Raw genomic sequence first — 15,727 nt, forward strand, 5'->3', positions numbered from 1 at the left:
TTGGAGGCATCATGAAAACATCCGACTCCCTGCAAGCCGACGTCCAGCCACTGGACCTTGCACCGCCGAAAAAAGACATCGACTGGCCGCTGTTTTTAATCAGTGGCGGCTTCCTCGGCGCCTTCCTGATCGCGGCACTGATCGACATCGATGGCGTATCGCTGTTGGTGAACACGCTGTTCGCCTGGTCGACCAAGTTCTTCGGGTTGTACTGGCAGATCCTGATGCTGGCGACCTTTGCCATGAGCCTGATCATCTGCTTCAGCAAGTGCGGGCGCGTCAGGCTGGGCGGCGTCGATCAGCGGCCCGACTCCAGCACCTTCAACTGGATCGCCGTGATCATGTGCGCCCTGCTCGCCGGGGGCGGCGCATTCTGGGCGGCGGCGGAACCGATGATGCACTTCGCCAGCCCACCACCGTTGTTCGCAGGGGTGCAGCCTCACACCGAAGCCGCCGCACACGCTGCGCTCGCGCAATCGTTCGTGCACTGGGGCTTCCTGGCCTGGGCAGTGCTGGGCAGTCTGCTGGCCATCGTGCTGATGCATTTGCACTACGACAAAGGCTTGCCACTGGCACCGCGTACCCTGCTCTATCCGTTGTTCGGTGAGCGTGCGCTCAAGGGCCCGATCGGCACGCTGGCGGACGCCACCTCGATCATCGCCGTCGTCGCCGGCACCATCGGCCCGATCGGTTTCCTCGGCCTGCAAATCAGCAGTGCGTTGCACTCGGTCTGGGGCATTCCCAATGACCTGATGGTGCAGTCCATCACCATCGTTCTGGTCACCGTGATGTACACCACGTCCTGCCTGGTCGGGCTCAAGGGCATCCGTTTCGTCAGTGAAATCAACGTCTGGCTGATGATCGGCCTGGCGGTGTTCATGGTGCTGCTGGGGCCCACCGTTTTCATTCTCGGCGGCTTTCCCACCGCGTTCGCCTTGCATCTGGAGCAGTTCATGCCGATGACCCTGTTCCGCGCCGACCCGAAATGGCTCGACTGGTGGACGGTGTTCTACTGGGGCTGGTTCATTGGCTACGCGCCGATGGTCGCCCTGTATGTGGCGAAGATTTCCCGTGGCCGGACCATCCGCGAAGTGATCATGACCCTGTCGATCATCGCCCCGCTGGTGACCATGTTCTGGTTCACCGTGGTCGGCGGCGCTGGCATCGGCATGGAATTGCAGACGCCAGGCATCGTCACCGCCCACGGCGCGCAGCCCGAAGACCTGCTGCTGGGCGTGACCCAGAACCTGCCCCTGGGAGGACTGATCTCGGCGCTGTTCCTGTTCCTGAGCTTCATATCGGTGGCCACTAACGGCGATGCGATGGCGTTCACCGTGGCGATGGCGATGTCCCGCAATGACAAGCCGAAACCATGGCTGCGTGCCTTCTGGGCCATCGGCATGGGCCTGGCCGCTGTGGTGTTGATCACCATTGGTTCGGGCGGGGTCACGGCGCTGCAATCCTTTATCGTAATTACTGCCGTACCGGTTTCACTGCTGATCCTGCCGTCGCTCTGGGATGCTCTGCGCATCGCCCGGCAGATGGCTCGCGAGCAGGCAGTCTGATGATGAACAGTTCAGGAATCGCAATGATGTCGCACACCGACACAGACACCTCTTCGGCCTTGCGGCCCGCCGCTCGGGTCATGGACCTGGAGCGGCTGGGCAGCCACTTTCAAAGCCGCTTGAGTTTCGTGCGCAGCAGCATGCGGCGGATGATGAACGGGCAGTGGCGCATCCAGCGCACCTGTTTCGACCTGGATGCCGAGGGCTTCGGTACGGCGATCTACCGCATCGACACCGCCAGTGCCCACTATCACTGCGTGATTTTCTCCACGTACCTGCCACCGGAAAAACGCAGCGACCGGGTCATCGCAGATCAGTGGGATGTCACTTTTGTCCTGGTCGCCGGCGATGTCGATGAGCAGCAATTGGCTGACCTGCGGCGCAATGTGCCGTTGCAGGAAGCCGGGCGTTTTGATTCGCGAGTACTGGTGCTGTCGCGGGCCAACCGCAGCCTGCGCAACTTCGAGCGTTTCCTCGAAGCGCTGGCCGAAGGCTGTCAGCCAGACCCGAGACAACTGGCCGAGGTCGGCTACCTGTATCGCACCACCGCGGTGTACGGCAACGGCAAGTTCGGCATCGCCGACTTCAGTTGCCTGCAAGGCACTGCGGACTTCACGCAACCCTTCAGCGCCCAGATGTTTACCGTGTATCTACTGCGGCATTTCAGCATCGAGCAGATCGAACACATGGCCCGGGCGCGCAACCCGCAGCGGGCGGTGGGCCTGGACCCTGCCCTGCAGCGTTACCTTGGGGTCGGCAATTCCACGGGGCTGGGCATGGCGCCGTTCCTGATCAATCACCCGCAACTGGTCAACCAATGGCTGTGGGCCAGGGAGACCGCACTGGCGCAGGTTGTGGTGCAAGCGGCTGACTTGCCTCACGCCCAGCGCTTTCAGGCGTTGCTGCTACGGGCCCGCCGGCACTTGCAGCAAACCAGCACCGAGGACCAACGGCAAAGCGGCATCGACCAGCAGACGCTGGCCGATCTCGAACAACTGGCCGAGTGGTTCGCGGGCCAGTCGGTCAACGCGGGTTTGTGGTCGCGCCTGCAAGCCTGGACCGAAGTGAACGTCGGCCCCAGTTGCCAGGAACTGCTGGTCAGCCTGCTGCTGGAGTTGTACCCCGAACAGGTCGATCCGCTGGCCGAGAAAATGTCGGTCAACGAGGGGTTTCGCCTGAACGCCGAGATGCCATTGGATGAGCTGTGCGATCTCGTCGAGACCAAGTACCGCTGGGCGCTCGATTACGACTTGAGCGGCGCTGAGGCCAACCACTTTTTCTGGTATCGCTCGGCGGAAAAGGAAGAACCACGCCTGGGCGAAAGGGCCATGGAGCCAGGCGCCGAGAAGGAAATGCAGTTGGGGATCGCGCACAACATTCAACGTTGTCATTGCGCCCTGCTTGCCTACCGCGAGCAACACCCACGGCAATTGACCGCGCACTTTCTGCTGGCGCTGCCGCAGTTCAAAGGCACGGTCTGCCGCCTGCAAGGCATGGCCCGCTGCGCCTTCGGGGAGATCCGCGCCAACCTGATGGACCGCGGCATGCTGCCGATCCACTTGCTGCGCTGCAAACTGGCGTTCTTCGGCGCCGGCAAGTTCGACCCCAAGTCCAGCCGCTGGGTGCGCATCACCTTGTTTCAGGGGGCACCGCTGGTCAGCGAGATCGGCCAGCCGTTCCCCGACGACTGGAATTTTGCCGTCATGCCTGAACTGACCAACGTTGCCGGAGCACTCTGAAATGCGTGTATCGCTCAATGAAATCCAGGTGATCTGCCGCAAGGCCTTCGAAGGCATCGGCTTTGCACCCGGTGATTGCGACGACGCCGCCGAGATGATTACCAGGCTGCAACAGCAAGGCCTCGACGGTATCGGCGCATTGAAAAAAGCGTTGGACTTCCTTCACGATGAAGTCGATCGCCCCATCGAAACCTGCTACGAAGACGCCACGCAACTGACCCTCGATGCCCATGGTCAGAGCGTGTTGCGCTGCGCCGCCCAGGCAATCGAACTGGGGGTAGGCAAGGCCTTGCGCGGTGGCAGTGCGCTGATCCGCGTCCGCCATTGCCACAACCGCATCCTGCTGCTGGGCTACCTGGCGCGCTGTGCCGGAGAGGGTCTGAATTTTTGTGTGTACTGGCGCGATGCCCGGCAGGAACTGGTGGCCACCTTCAGCGCCGGGACCACCGGCCCGGTCTTGCGGGTGTATGACCTGCCGCAACCGGCGCAGGGCGACGAGCAAAGCATCAACGTGCTGATTTCCAGACACTTCGCGCTACTGCCGCGCCTGAGTGCCGAAGACGCGACCCCGACGCTTGAATTCAGTCAGCCAGCACCTGCGGGCGGGCTGCAGGTCAATGATGAAGTCTGGGCCCAGTTGAAAAAACTGGGTGAGCGGGTGCTGGTGGAAAGCACCGAAGAATCCCGTCGCCATGGCGCCGGTGAAGGCAGCGACGCCCGGTAAAACCCTCAAACCCGCATCAGGAATCATCAATGAAACAGGCGATCAAGACCGACCTCTTTGCCTCGCGCGCGCCATTGGAATGGGCTGTTGTCGGCAACGGCACGCTGTACACCGCGCAAATCCCCATCGACCGCCAGGGCCAGGTGGTGAGCGGCGGCATCGAAGCACAAACCCGGCAGACCCTGGACAACCTGCGCCATACCCTGCAAGCCGCCGGCAGCTCGCTGGACGCGGTCACCCAGGTGCTGATCTACGTCACTGACCGCAGCTACCTGGCAACCGTGAATGCGGTCTACGCCGAGTACTTCCAGGCGCCCTACCCTAACCGCGCCGCCATGGTCGTGGCGGGCCTGGCCCGGGAAGAAATGCTGGTGGAGCTGGTGGTGTACGCCTGTATGGATTGATGGACCTCGATTCCGCTTTTCTGTAGGAGCGAGCCTGCTCGCGAAGGACTCAATTACAACGCGTTGAATCAGGAAGCACGCGTTATCGTTGACGTCCATCGCGAGCAGGCTCGCTCCTACAGGGGGCAGCGTTGCCCACACGTTTCAATACCCTTCGTCGGACATTTGGCTCCGGCAGTAAACAGGTTCACGCCCGCCGTGAACCTTGTTCCAGGAAGCCAGTCATACCCCAGCGTTTTTCCTCTCCTTTCGTCGTCATCTCATCCGAGTTGTCCGTCCATGCGCCAAACCGCCGTTGCCTTGCGCTTTTCTTCGCTGTGCCTGTTTTCCCTGCTCCCCGTTTTTGCAAGCCCCGCCCACGCCGATGGGCAACGGCAACTGGTAGACGCCATCAACGACTATCGCGCCCATCCGCAACGCTGCGACCGGCGGCCGACGCAACGTTTATCACCCCTGACGCTCAAGTCGAACCTGGCCCTGCCCGTTGGCTATGGCGGTGGGTTGCGGGACCGGTTAAAGGCTTCCGGCTATCAGGCAACCATGGTGCGGTCCATCCGTGTGGTGGGTGCTCGGGATGCCGAAGAAGCCTTCGATATGTTCCAGGACGAGCACTGCGCCGCGCTGCTCGACAACCAATACGCCGACATCGGTGTCAGCCGCGCCGGGAGCGAGTGGCAAGTGGTGCTGGCACGGCCGGTGCTCGACGGGAAAACCGGCGATCCACGCAGCGCCGCACAGGCGTTGCTGGCGCAGGTCAACGCAGCCCGGGCCAAGCCGCGCCTGTGCGGTCGCCAGCGGTTCGCCGCCGCACGGCCGCTGTCCTGGAGTGCAGCCTTGGGCTCCGCAGCACAAAGCCACAGCAAGGATATGGCCTACGGCAACTATTTCGCCCACCAGGACCCCGACGGTGACATGCCCTCCGACCGCGCCAGGGCCGCCGGCTACCGTGGCCGGCAGATCGGTGAAAACATCGCCGCCGGGCAAGGTTCACCCAGCAAGGCCATGGCCGGTTGGCTCGCCAGCCCCGGGCACTGCGCCAACCTGATGAACCCGATGTTCACCCAGGTCGGCGCCGCTTACGCCGCCAACGCGCGCAGCGACAACGGTGTCTACTGGACGATGCTGTTTGGCGCGCCTTGAGCCGCTGACCGGACTCACTTTGCGGGCATTAAAAAGCCCGCACTGAGCGGGCTTTGTGGGTGAATGTAACAAGTAGGTGGCCGGTGCTGGTCTCCGGCTTACAAGGTTTATCAGGCCTCCCACAAAAGAGTCGTGAAACTGTAATGGAACTCTTCTGCTTCACACGGCATAAGGGCTGGATCCCAGCGCGGGGATCTTTCTAACCGTGTACCCTTCGGAACGCGCCCCACGTCTCCTTGCTATCCTTTTGCGCATCAGTCTGCGTCTTCACCTACAGTTTTGAGGATAGCAAAACAGGAGCGATTGCCAACCGGGCTTTTAGACCGATTTCGACCAGCAGAAAACATGGCAGGACGGAAAAATACTATTGATCCAGGGATGACTTTACATGGATGAGTTTCACCAAGGCGGTTGCCTCTGCGGCGCCGTCAAATATCGCTTGTCGACCGAGCTGAAAGCCGTCACCCATTGCCATTGCAGTCAATGCCGAAAGGGCCATGGGGCTGCGTTTGCAACCTATGCCAGCGCCCCTGCCCTGGCGCTGACCATCATGACCGGCGCAAACTCGCTGCAGGCCTTTGAATCGTCCAGGGGTGTCACACGGCAGTTCTGTTCCCGCTGCGGATCTTCGATGTTCTGGACTGACTCGACAGGACCGTTTTCCGAGTGGATTTCGATTGCCCTCGGCACGCTGGATACGCCGCTACGAACACGCAAGCAAAAACATGTTTGCGTCAGCTCGAAAGCGGATTGGTACGACATCAACGATCAGCATCCACAAACGGACTGAGTGGTGTGAGTGAGCCCCACAGGGTGGGCTGAATTTTTGTGGTCACTGAAGATCCATTGTGGGAGCGAGCCTGCTCGCGATAGCGTCAAATCAGTCAACATTGATGTTGCCTGACACTCTGCAATCGCGAGCAGGCTCGCTCCCACAATGGTTGTACCCGGTGACCTTGCTGGAGAGCCTCACGAAGGCCTACGCACTACCCTCACCTTGCCGCTATCGCCGCCACCGCAGAACAACCGCTCGCCACCATCGGACTCCAGCCCCGACACGCCCACGCCTTCGGGCATTGTCAGGCTCTGCAGCACTTCGCCCGATTGCGGATCGATCCGGCGCAGCTCGCTTTCATCGCCTTCCCACGTGCCGTGCCACAGCGCACCGTCCACCCAGGTCACGCCGGTGACGAAACGGTTGGATTCGATGGTGCGCAGGATCTTGCCGGTCTCGGGGTCGATCTGGTGGATCTTGCGTTCGCGGTACTGGCCCACCCACAGCGTCCCTTCAGCCCAGGTCAGACCCGAATCGGTGCCTGCGCCGGGGGCAGGAATCGTCGAGAGGATGCGGCCGGTGCGGAGGTCGATCTTGTGGATACGGTCTTCGGCGATCTGGAACAAGTGCTCCCCGTCAAACGCGGTGCCGGCATGGGCAGCGACATCGATCGAACCCAGCACCTTGCCGCTTTCCGGGTCCAGGGCGTTGATTTTGCTGTTGCTGGCGAACCAGACCTTTTCGCCGTCCCAGGTGACGCCGCACACATGATCGACATCGGCAAACGGGCCATATTCACGAATGATTTCAGCAGTTGCGTGTTTCATCCTGGCATTCCTCATTGGGGGTTGGTGGCGTTCATCCTAGCCACCGGGCAGCGGCGCGGGGAGTAACAAGGTCGTCGCGAATCCCGGCACCGGCGGCGTCATCCAGCGCCGTGCGCGACCACGGCCAAACCACTGCACCTTGCCCTGCTCCGCCAGTGTATCGAGCGCCCGTTGCACCGTGCGCTGGCTGGTGCCCAGCGCCAGTGCCAGGGCGGAACTCGACCACGACTCGCCATCGGCGAGGCAGGCCAAAACCCCGGCAAATTTTTCCTCGACCGGTCGCGCCAGTGTCACCACCTCCGTACACACCGGCGATTGCAGGACATAACCGCGGGCTGTCGCGATGACGTCGGCCAACGGCTTGAGTGCCTTACGCAGCCTGCCGATTTCCACACGAAGCCGGGCGCGATGGGATTCATCCGAGAGCTTCAGACGAAACGCCCGGACGATCAGCGTTTCCCGCGCAACGTCGGCGGGCCACGCCTCGGCCAACGCACGGGCGAGCACGAACAGGATCGGCCGCGTCGCGAGCGGCACCGACATGCCACAGCCGTGCACAACGTACCGGCAGGCATCCACCACCAGTGACGTTGAACAGAACAACGCTTCAACGTCATCGAGCAACAGAGGCCGTATTTCACCCTGGGCAATCAGGCGTGCGGCGGGGGCATCCAGCAGATACGCAGCGTGTTGGACCTCAGCGATCAGCGCGGCAATTCCGGCTTGACTGGCAGCCTGCCCGGCCCTGTTCAACGCCTCCCGCGCTGCATGCGATTGCAGGCGGCGAATGGAGATCCCCGCCAGCACCAGTTCATGGGTTGCCCGCAAGGCTGGCGGCAACGGGTCGGGGTCGAGTTCGGCCAATAACTGCTGCGCCTCATCGAGCTGACCAATCAGCAGCAAACGACGGATTTGCAGATAACGCGCATGGGCGGCATTGACCCGGTCACCGTGGTGTTCAAGGGTGACCCGCGCCGTTTCGAGCGCCTTGACCGGCCACCCGAGCTCCCGCGACGCCAGGGCGATTTCGGCCTCGGCCACCACACAGCGCGCCCGGGCCAGCACTTCCCTGGGCGCAAAAGCCCGTTGCGCGCGCTTGACCAGCGCCCTGGCCCGCACCAGTTCGCCCAGTTGCGCCATGGCGATACCGCGCAGGGCCAGCGCTGGCGCATCGTCGCGCAAGGCCACGCGGTCCAGTGCGCCCAGCGGATTGCCCGCCGCCAGCGCCTGTGCGGCTGCCGTGATCATCGAGTCCATGGAAATCCCGCCACGCTTGTCACTCCCATCATTTGACACTCGGGTTTAGTCTAAATCACCACCTTTCACCAGGAGCGCAGAACGATGAACACTCACAAAACCGCGTCCCGGGAGCAATGGCTGGCGGCACGCCTGCAACTGCTCGAAGCGGAAAAGGCCCTGACCCGACGCAGTGATGAAGTGGCCAGGCAACGCCAGGCATTGCCTTGGGTTCGCCTCGACAAGACGTACCGCTTCGATACCGACAACGGCAGCGCCACCCTGGCCGAACTCTTTCAAGGGCGCTCGCAACTGCTGGTCTACCACTTCATGTTCGGCCCCGACTACACCGCCGGCTGCCCGTCCTGCTCTGCCATCGCCGATGGCTTCGACCCCGTCGTCGTCCACCTGGCGAACCACGACGTGACCCTGATGGCGATATCCCGCGCGCCATTGGCGAAACTGCAGGCCTACAAGCGCCGAATGGGCTGGACCTTCCCCTGGGCCTCGGCCGCCGACAGCGACTTCACTGCCGACTTCAATGTCTACTTCACCGAAGCCCAGCAGCGTGAAGGGCTGGTCGAATACAACTACCAGCGCGGCGGTCATGCCATGGACGCCAGTGAAATACCGGAACCGGTGAAACAGTTCGCCGCGACCTGTGGCACCGATGCGCCGACCTACACCCGCGACCGGCCGGGGTTGAGTACGTTTGTGCTGGAAGACGGCGAGATCTATCACACCTATTCCACCTACGCGCGGGGCCTGGACGGGTTGTGGAACATGTACCAATGGCTTGACCGCGCGCCCAAGGGGCGTAATGAAACGGGGCCCTGGTGGCGCCGGCATGATGAGTACCAGTGAGCGCGGAGGCGGTGTGGCTAGGTTCCGGATCGCGGGTAAGCCACGCCAACGACGTCACTGGCTGCCGCCACCCGCCAAACACCGCTTGAACACTGGAGGAATGAAGGAGGGTCGACACTCCATGGGTACGGAGCTGGCACGCCAGGCAATCAGAGTGATCTGCGGTGTGTAATCACGCCGGCGGAATCGTCGCCAGCATACCGATCAGGATGGTCAACAGCAGAAAACCGCCGAGAAAAATCGTCATCTTGGCCATGGGGCCTCCCACACTATGAATTGGCGGTACAGGGGGCGGCGTGTGCTGCCCGAGCGTCGTACCGAAGACTTATTGTGGGCTGGCGGCTGTATCCGTTACAGAGGCAGATTGCGCTGAAAAATACGGATCAGATCCGCTTTCAGGCTGTGCTTTCGGGGTTTTCCAGGAAAGAGTTTGCGGGCGATATCCATGAAAGGCGTGACGATCAACCCCCGTAGCGTCAGGTAACGCTCGTGATCGTTCTCACCAGTGCCAAACTGGATGGACTCGGGTGTGGACCGGGTGACGTAGAGCGTGCCGAACATCCAGTCCCACAGTGACAGGTTGATGCCGAAGTTCTTGTTGAAGTGTCGCGGCGCATCGCTGTGATGAATCTGGTGTTGCGCCGGGCTGCTCAGCACCCGCTCCAGCACCGGCCCGAAGGAAAACCAGACATGGCTGTGACGCAGGTTGGCCGCCAGGGCATTGAAGATGAACACCATGTAGGTCACGCCAAACAAGGTGTAGCGGCTGATCTCACCGCCACAGACGTACCAGAAGACACCGGCAAACGCGCCGACGCAGATGATGTCCGTGAGCTTCTCGACCACTTCTTCCAGAAAGTGCACACGGCTGGCCGTCGCCGGCACCAGCACGGGCGCCGAATGATGGACTTTGTGAAAGGCCCACAGATACCGCGAATGAAAAGCGCGATGGCCCCAGTAATGGCTGAAGTCCTTGACCAGAAATACGCCCAGCCCATAGAACAGGGTCAGCGCCAGGTGCTCCTCCACTTGCGTACGCGCGCCCCACAGTTGGGTGAAGAACGCGATGTAGTCCGCTGAACGCAAGACGTACGGATCGACCAGCCCGACGATGGGCAGCACCAGGGCAACCTTGAGGATGGCGAGTACGAAGTAGTAGCGGTAGTCGAGCAGCGCCGAGCGATGCAGGTACACCCGGCGGCCGCCGATGAACTGCCCGAATGAGCGCGCGTCGGTCAGGCCCCGGGATTTTCGGTAGCGGAACAGGCAGTAGGCGACGCCGTAAGACATGCAGAGAAAGGCTAGACCGAGTCTGCCGTTGAAGTCGAAAATGCCCAGGAACTGCCGGGTGACCGGCTCGATCACCCATTGGGATAAATAAAGATGGATTGCGGCGAGAACATCCATACCGGGCTGCCCGACGTAAATGGAAGGGCAATAGTAAATGAGAATGAGTCTTTAGTGTGTTGAATTATGACCGGTTGTCAGCCACCCAGCGCAATGATTGCAAGGATCAGCACGCCCCCCGTGGCGGCCATGATCACCCCACCCTGCCATTGCGTGGCGCCAGCGTATCTGGCGAGCATCCAGCCTGCGATGAACAGCACCACGAGGCCGATCAGGTTGGACAGGCGGATGGCGAGTGCCGTCTGATCGAGCAGTATGAACGGCACCACCAGCGGAAATGTCGAGCCCACGACCAACAGGAAAACACCGAGAGCGCCCCTGAAGTCGTTCCAGCCCAGGCCTGCCCTGATCGGCAAGGGGGGCTGCTCGAGCAGCCGACGGCGCAACAACTCCAGGCCCTCGCTGCCGGCCAATGCCGCAAACTGCAATGGCAACACCTGCGCAACGAGCGCCTGACCGGCCGCGGCGTCCGCGCCATTGCGCAGGGCCATGTACAGCTTGATCCTGCGCGTGCGCTCGACCAGCGCGCGCAACAGGTACATGACCGCATCCGCCAGTCCCCAGGCGAGATTGCAGCCGAGTGCGGCAATCATCATCGTGCGTTCGGCTGCCTGGTCTGCCGTGGCCACGCTGATGGTGCCGGTGAACGTCATGGCCATCAGCAGGCCGAAGATCACCTCGGTAATGCGCTCGACAGGGTCAAGTACAGGCGCCCTCTCGAATCGACCATTGGTTGGCATGAATTCACCTCGTCGGAGTGTGCTTGCACGATATCGGTCAACGCTTCGGCCAGGCACCGGTTGTTCCGGCTGGATATCCGCATCCCCGTCAAGTGTAGATTGAACGGCTACACTCATGCGCACACGTTATCCGCTTCAAGAGGAGTGGTTCATGCTTGATTACTTCGCCCTGGGCCTGCTGGTCTTTGTCGGGCTTGTCCTGTTTTACGGGATCATTCTGCTCCACGACATCCCCTATGAAATTGCCGTACACCGCAACCACCCTCACCAGGATGCAATCCACGCCACCGGCTGGGTCAGCCTGTTCACCTTACACGCGCTATGGCCGTTCCTGTGGATCTGGGCGATGGCCTATCGAGAGGACCGGGGCTGGGGTTTCAGTGACGGACATTCAGCAAAAAGTCATGTGGTTCACCTCGAACAACAGGTCGCCGAACTGCAAGGCCGGATCGAGCGCCTCGAGGCGGCGACGGGCACGACGCAGAACCGGGTACCAACGGACAATCTCGGCGAGGGCATTTGAGCCATGGATCTCTTACTCATTCTGACGTATGCCGCTCTCTGCGTAGCCATCTTCAAGATCTTCCGCATCCCCCTGAACAAATGGACGGTGCCCACGGCGGTGCTGGGCGGAGTCGTGATTATCGGCGCGCTGATTTTCACGATGAACTACAACCACCCCTATTCCGAGGTGGCGCGTTCCTATTTCGTATCGGTTCCGGTGATACCCGTGGTCAGTGGCCAGGTGATCGATGTACCGGTGAAGACCAACCAGCCCCTGGAAAAAGGCGATGTGCTGTTTCGCATCGATCCCGCGCCGTTCGAGTACCGACTGAAATCCCTCAAGGCACAGCTGATTGCCGCCCAGGCCGATCGCGCGCGGATCACCGAGCTGATCAAGCGTAATTTCAGTACCCAACGGGAACTGGACATTGTGGTCGCGCGCAGTGATGACCTGAAGGCACAACTGGACAACGTGCAGTACGAACTCGACAACACCACCGTCCGCGCGCCGAGCAAAGGCTTCGTCACCCACGTTTCGTTGCGTCCGGGCATGATGGCGACCAAGTTGCCACTGCGCCCTTCGATGGTCTTCATTCCCGCCGAAGGGCATTACTTCGCGGCGTGGATGCGGCAGAACAGCCTGTTGCGCCTGACCGAGGGCGACGAGGCCGAAGTCGCTTTTGACGGCATTCCCGGAAAGGTTTTCGAAGGCAAGGTCAAAACCGTGGTTTCGGTCATCGCCGAAGGCCAGGTTCAACCGTCGGGCACGCTGATCGGCTTCACTGGATCACCACCGGCCGGCCGGGTTCCGGTGATCATTGAAATCACCGATCCCGACTATGCCCAGTACGCCGGCCAGATGCCCGGCGGTGCGTACGGGCAGGCGGCGTTGTACAGCCAGCATTTCCATCACATCGCGATGATGCGCAAAATCCTTCTGCGCATGGCCGCCTGGATGAACTACATCTTTCCGTTCCACTAACCCGGCATCGACGGCAACTGGCTCAATCCTTGAATTGGGTCAGTTGCCGGCCGGTTGTGCCAGACGCCTGGCATCCGTCGCTTTACATGTCGTAGCGCAGAATCAACCCCACCGTGCGAGGTGCGCCGGCATCGACGATGTCGCCACTGCGGTTGTTGGTGATGTATTCCTTGTCGAAGGCGTTCTTCACGAAACCGGACACGGCAACGTTTTTGGTGACCTTGTATTCGGTGTTGAAGTTGGCCAGCCAATAGTTGTCGCTCTGACGCTCGCCGGTGACCTGCCCTGCGTCGTCGAACTCGTATTCCGACGGAGTGGTGCTCTGGTAGGTGACATCGGTGTTGAACGTCAGGCGGTCGTCCCAACGATAGGTGCCGCCGACCGACATCTTGTACTTGGGCGCATACAGGAACGATTCGCCGCTCATGTCGCGGCCATCACCTGTGACGAAGTCCTTGTACTTGCCATCGGTGATGGCACCACCGGCGGTCAGGGTCAGTTGCTCGGTAAGGTCTTTTTCGACGAAGACTTCCAGGCCCTTGATGTCGCTGCTGCCGGCGTTGAAGATGTGAGCGAACTGTGTGTCCGGGTCCAGCACGCTGACCTGCTGGTCCTTCCAGTCGGTGTAGTACAGGTTGGCGCGGGTCCGCAGGGTCTGGTCGAAGAACGAACCCCGGTAGGACAACTCGTAGTTGGTGGTGTACTCCGGATCGTACGGTTCGTGACCGCCACCGGCACGGACGTTGACGCCACCGCCGCGATAGCCTTTCTGCACCATGAATCCCAGGTACTGATTGGCGGCCAGTTCATGGTCGATACCCAGTTTCGGCAACAGCGCATCAAACGACTTGCTGACATTGCCAGGGCTGGAGAAGTCGTCCTGGTCGATATCGGTGTCGTTGGTCTCGTGGTCGTAGCGCAGACCGGTGATCAAGGTCCAGCGCGGGGCGAACGTCCAGTTGATTTCACCGAACACTGCCTGGTTTTCAATCGTCGTGTCGCCCTTGGCGGTGCCGAACAGTTCGTCGTCGAACAGCAATTTGTCGTGGAAGTTGTTGGTACTGCGGCCGTAATAGGCGCCGACGAAGCTCTTCACGGTGTCCGAGGCGTAATTCAGACGCAGTTCCTGACTGAACAGGTCGCCGTCCTGCTTGCGCAGAACCACCTGGTTGTCCACGGCCGTCTGGTCGAAGTCCAGGCGGGCGTCGTAGTCCGAGCTGGTATTGGCCGTGAGGCTGGTCAGGGACCAGTGATCGTCCAGGCGGTAATCGACCTTGGCGCTGACGGTGTCCTGGCTGAGTTTGTCGTACGCATCGGTATTGGATGAAATCTTGTAGTAGCGGACCTTGTCGTTTTCACGCATGACCGAGTTGTCGCCCTTGCGGCTTTCACCGTGGGCGTAGGTCAGCAGCACATCGAGATCGTCGTTGGGCAGGATCAACAGCTTGCCGCGGGCATTGCTGGTACGGGTCGGGTTGGCGTCGTTACCCAGTGCGATATTGTCTATATAGCCGTCGCCTTCCTGATAATCCACGGCGATACGGCCGGCTATCTTGTCGTCGACGATCGAACCGCCGCCGGCCACTGCCGCTCCGCGCTCGTTGTAGTTCCCGGCGTTGGTCTGCGCGGAAAAACTCGGTTCGAAGGTTGGATTTTTGGTCTGGATGACAACGGCACCGGCCAGGGAGTTACGGCCTTGGGTGGTGGACTGCGGGCCAAGGAAGACTTCAACCTGCTCGACGTCCCACAGCGGCATCGGGCTGAGGGTCAGTGCGCGGTTCGGCTGCACGGCGCCGTCGACGAACACCGAGACCGCGCCGTTGAGCGTGGCCGGTCCCTGGTCATCGAAACCGGACACCGGTACACCACGAATGCCCCAGTTTTCGTTACCGGCCTGGTTGTACACGCCCGGCGTACGGGCGAATACGTCGACCAGGTCATGGTCGGCCTTCTCGCGCAATTGTTTGTCGGTGACGACCACCACGCTCGATTGAGTCTGTTCCAGGGTGCGGTTGATTTTTTCACCCGTCACCGTGATCGGGGCGATTTCCATTGTGTTCGACTGTTCGGCCGCCCATGCGCTGTTCATCAGGCAAGCCGCCGACCCCACAGCCAACGCAATTGTATTTTTTTTGAAATTCACGCCCCGCTCCCCTGCGACAGATATTTTGTTTTTTTCTTACATCCAGAAAGCTGTTTTCCTACAGCGGGCAGGAGTCTAATCGAAAGCAATGCAGAAACAAATACTATTGATAAACCATCTCATTAGCATTTATGCAGTCGAAATGTATTCAATCGAATACATTTGATTTTGATTGCTGCCGCCTCAGGCACGCTGGTTTTTTGGATTTCAGGTGTTTAACGGCAGGGGGCCGAGTGAGAAGGCCAGACAGTGGCTCGCACCATTGCGGTGCTTGAAGTATCGGCAAGGAGATATCGGGAAACGTCGAGCGAGGCAGCGAGGGTCGGCGCTAAATTATCCAATACAGCAGCAGGCGAGAGGCAATCCAGTGAGACGCCTGGACCACCCCCCATGCCAACAGGGCACACATCAACAGGTAGCCCGCAAGGAACTTGAACATCGCGTCCCTTTCCATGCAACCCTCCCGGCTTTACAGCCATACAGGGCGTTCAATGCCAACGCGTAACCGTTACAACGTCCCGTCTCGCCCGTATAGGCTTCGATTGCCAGAATGGTTTCCAGTTCCATAGGCGCACAAATCGGGAAAAAACCTTGGGCAGCGGCGAACACATGCGCGTGCCCTGCCCTGCCGCGAGAATCACCGCCAGGGTCGGCCAGCCGATGTTGTCGCTCATCAC

At 60.9% G+C, this 15,727-nt stretch carries 15 protein-coding genes; 9 read left to right on the forward strand and 6 right to left on the reverse strand.

Annotated features, from left to right (window positions below):
• Nucleotides 1-11: 11 nt before the first annotated feature.
• The 6 genes from WHX55_RS19025 (at nt 12) to WHX55_RS19050 (ending at nt 6,362) form a co-directional block, all read left to right on the forward strand.
• Entirely contained in the window at nt 12-1,565 is a 1,554-nt protein-coding gene (locus tag WHX55_RS19025; protein WP_353741041.1) for a BCCT family transporter, read from the forward strand.
• A gap of 23 nt (nt 1,566-1,588) precedes the next feature.
• Nucleotides 1,589-3,304: a hypothetical protein gene (locus WHX55_RS19030; protein WP_353741042.1), complete on the forward strand. Its 1,716-nt coding sequence runs from the start codon at nt 1,589-1,591 to the stop codon at nt 3,302-3,304.
• 1 nt (nt 3,305) lies between these two features.
• Nucleotides 3,306-4,028 (forward strand): DUF3726 domain-containing protein, encoded by a 723-nt coding sequence (locus tag WHX55_RS19035; protein WP_150752851.1) that lies wholly within the window; start codon nt 3,306-3,308, stop codon nt 4,026-4,028.
• 29 nt (nt 4,029-4,057) lie between these two features.
• Nucleotides 4,058-4,432 (forward strand): RidA family protein, encoded by a 375-nt coding sequence (locus WHX55_RS19040; protein WP_150752852.1) that lies wholly within the window; start codon nt 4,058-4,060, stop codon nt 4,430-4,432.
• Between the two features lie 279 nt (nt 4,433-4,711).
• Nucleotides 4,712-5,572 carry a CAP domain-containing protein gene (locus tag WHX55_RS19045; RefSeq protein ID WP_353741043.1) on the forward strand — a complete coding sequence of 287 codons (861 nt, stop codon included), beginning with the start codon at nt 4,712-4,714 and terminating at the stop codon, nt 5,570-5,572.
• A gap of 388 nt (nt 5,573-5,960) precedes the next feature.
• Complete coding sequence (locus WHX55_RS19050; protein ID WP_353741044.1) at nt 5,961-6,362, forward strand: GFA family protein; 402 nt, start codon at nt 5,961-5,963, stop codon at nt 6,360-6,362.
• Between the two features lie 179 nt (nt 6,363-6,541).
• Here the strand turns inward: WHX55_RS19050 and WHX55_RS19055 are convergent, their stop codons facing one another.
• Both WHX55_RS19055 and WHX55_RS19060 read right to left on the reverse strand, forming a co-directional pair.
• Entirely contained in the window at nt 6,542-7,174 is a 633-nt protein-coding gene (locus WHX55_RS19055) for a DUF5074 domain-containing protein (RefSeq protein WP_151214747.1), read from the reverse strand.
• A gap of 36 nt (nt 7,175-7,210) precedes the next feature.
• Nucleotides 7,211-8,431, reverse strand: a complete 1,221-nt coding sequence (locus tag WHX55_RS19060; RefSeq protein WP_353741045.1) for a helix-turn-helix domain-containing protein — start codon at nt 8,429-8,431, stop codon at nt 7,211-7,213.
• Between the two features lie 84 nt (nt 8,432-8,515).
• Between WHX55_RS19060 and WHX55_RS19065 the strand changes: the two genes are divergently transcribed.
• Nucleotides 8,516-9,274: a DUF899 domain-containing protein gene (locus tag WHX55_RS19065; protein WP_353741046.1), complete on the forward strand. Its 759-nt coding sequence runs from the start codon at nt 8,516-8,518 to the stop codon at nt 9,272-9,274.
• 351 nt (nt 9,275-9,625) lie between these two features.
• Here WHX55_RS19065 and WHX55_RS19070 read toward each other — a convergent pair whose 3' ends face one another.
• Together WHX55_RS19070 and WHX55_RS19075 are read right to left on the reverse strand one after the other, a co-directional pair.
• Nucleotides 9,626-10,681: a sterol desaturase family protein gene (locus tag WHX55_RS19070; RefSeq protein WP_353741047.1), complete on the reverse strand. Its 1,056-nt coding sequence runs from the start codon at nt 10,679-10,681 to the stop codon at nt 9,626-9,628.
• A 77-nt stretch (nt 10,682-10,758) separates the two neighbouring features.
• Entirely contained in the window at nt 10,759-11,421 is a 663-nt protein-coding gene (locus WHX55_RS19075) for a hypothetical protein (protein ID WP_150759206.1), read from the reverse strand.
• Nucleotides 11,422-11,572: 151 nt separating this feature from the next.
• Between WHX55_RS19075 and WHX55_RS19080 the strand changes: the two genes are divergently transcribed.
• A complete protein-coding gene (locus WHX55_RS19080; protein WP_150725365.1) occupies nt 11,573-11,944 on the forward strand; it encodes a DUF3302 domain-containing protein in 372 nt (123 codons plus the stop codon).
• A gap of 3 nt (nt 11,945-11,947) precedes the next feature.
• Nucleotides 11,948-12,907, forward strand: a complete 960-nt coding sequence (locus WHX55_RS19085; RefSeq protein WP_150725364.1) for a biotin/lipoyl-binding protein — start codon at nt 11,948-11,950, stop codon at nt 12,905-12,907.
• Between the two features lie 82 nt (nt 12,908-12,989).
• Here WHX55_RS19085 and WHX55_RS19090 read toward each other — a convergent pair whose 3' ends face one another.
• Both WHX55_RS19090 and WHX55_RS19095 read right to left on the reverse strand, forming a co-directional pair.
• Nucleotides 12,990-15,050, reverse strand: coding sequence for a TonB-dependent receptor (locus WHX55_RS19090; RefSeq protein WP_353741048.1), 2,061 nt, complete (start codon nt 15,048-15,050; stop codon nt 12,990-12,992).
• A gap of 488 nt (nt 15,051-15,538) precedes the next feature.
• On the reverse strand, nt 15,539-15,724 hold the full coding sequence (locus tag WHX55_RS19095) for a hypothetical protein (RefSeq protein WP_353741049.1): 186 nt from the start codon (nt 15,722-15,724) through the stop codon (nt 15,539-15,541).
• Nucleotides 15,725-15,727 lie beyond the last annotated feature (3 nt).

The sequence above is a fragment of the Pseudomonas fluorescens genome, from assembly GCF_040448305.1.
Classification (GTDB): Bacteria; Pseudomonadota; Gammaproteobacteria; order Pseudomonadales; family Pseudomonadaceae; genus Aquipseudomonas; species Aquipseudomonas fluorescens_BH.

Coding starts and splice junctions, on each gene's coding strand:
- WHX55_RS19025 (WP_353741041.1), top strand. CDS start 12: ATGAAAACATCCGACTCCCTGCAAGCCGACGTCCAGCCACTGGACCTT.
- WHX55_RS19030 (WP_353741042.1), top strand. CDS start 1,589: ATGATGTCGCACACCGACACAGACACCTCTTCGGCCTTGCGGCCCGCC.
- WHX55_RS19035 (WP_150752851.1), top strand. CDS start 3,306: ATGCGTGTATCGCTCAATGAAATCCAGGTGATCTGCCGCAAGGCCTTC.
- WHX55_RS19040 (WP_150752852.1), top strand. CDS start 4,058: ATGAAACAGGCGATCAAGACCGACCTCTTTGCCTCGCGCGCGCCATTG.
- WHX55_RS19045 (WP_353741043.1), top strand. CDS start 4,712: ATGCGCCAAACCGCCGTTGCCTTGCGCTTTTCTTCGCTGTGCCTGTTT.
- WHX55_RS19050 (WP_353741044.1), top strand. CDS start 5,961: ATGGATGAGTTTCACCAAGGCGGTTGCCTCTGCGGCGCCGTCAAATAT.
- WHX55_RS19055 (WP_151214747.1), bottom strand. CDS start 7,174: ATGAAACACGCAACTGCTGAAATCATTCGTGAATATGGCCCGTTTGCC.
- WHX55_RS19060 (WP_353741045.1), bottom strand. CDS start 8,431: ATGGACTCGATGATCACGGCAGCCGCACAGGCGCTGGCGGCGGGCAAT.
- WHX55_RS19065 (WP_353741046.1), top strand. CDS start 8,516: ATGAACACTCACAAAACCGCGTCCCGGGAGCAATGGCTGGCGGCACGC.
- WHX55_RS19070 (WP_353741047.1), bottom strand. CDS start 10,681: ATGGATGTTCTCGCCGCAATCCATCTTTATTTATCCCAATGGGTGATC.
- WHX55_RS19075 (WP_150759206.1), bottom strand. CDS start 11,421: ATGCCAACCAATGGTCGATTCGAGAGGGCGCCTGTACTTGACCCTGTC.
- WHX55_RS19080 (WP_150725365.1), top strand. CDS start 11,573: ATGCTTGATTACTTCGCCCTGGGCCTGCTGGTCTTTGTCGGGCTTGTC.
- WHX55_RS19085 (WP_150725364.1), top strand. CDS start 11,948: ATGGATCTCTTACTCATTCTGACGTATGCCGCTCTCTGCGTAGCCATC.
- WHX55_RS19095 (WP_353741049.1), bottom strand. CDS start 15,724: ATGAGCGACAACATCGGCTGGCCGACCCTGGCGGTGATTCTCGCGGCA.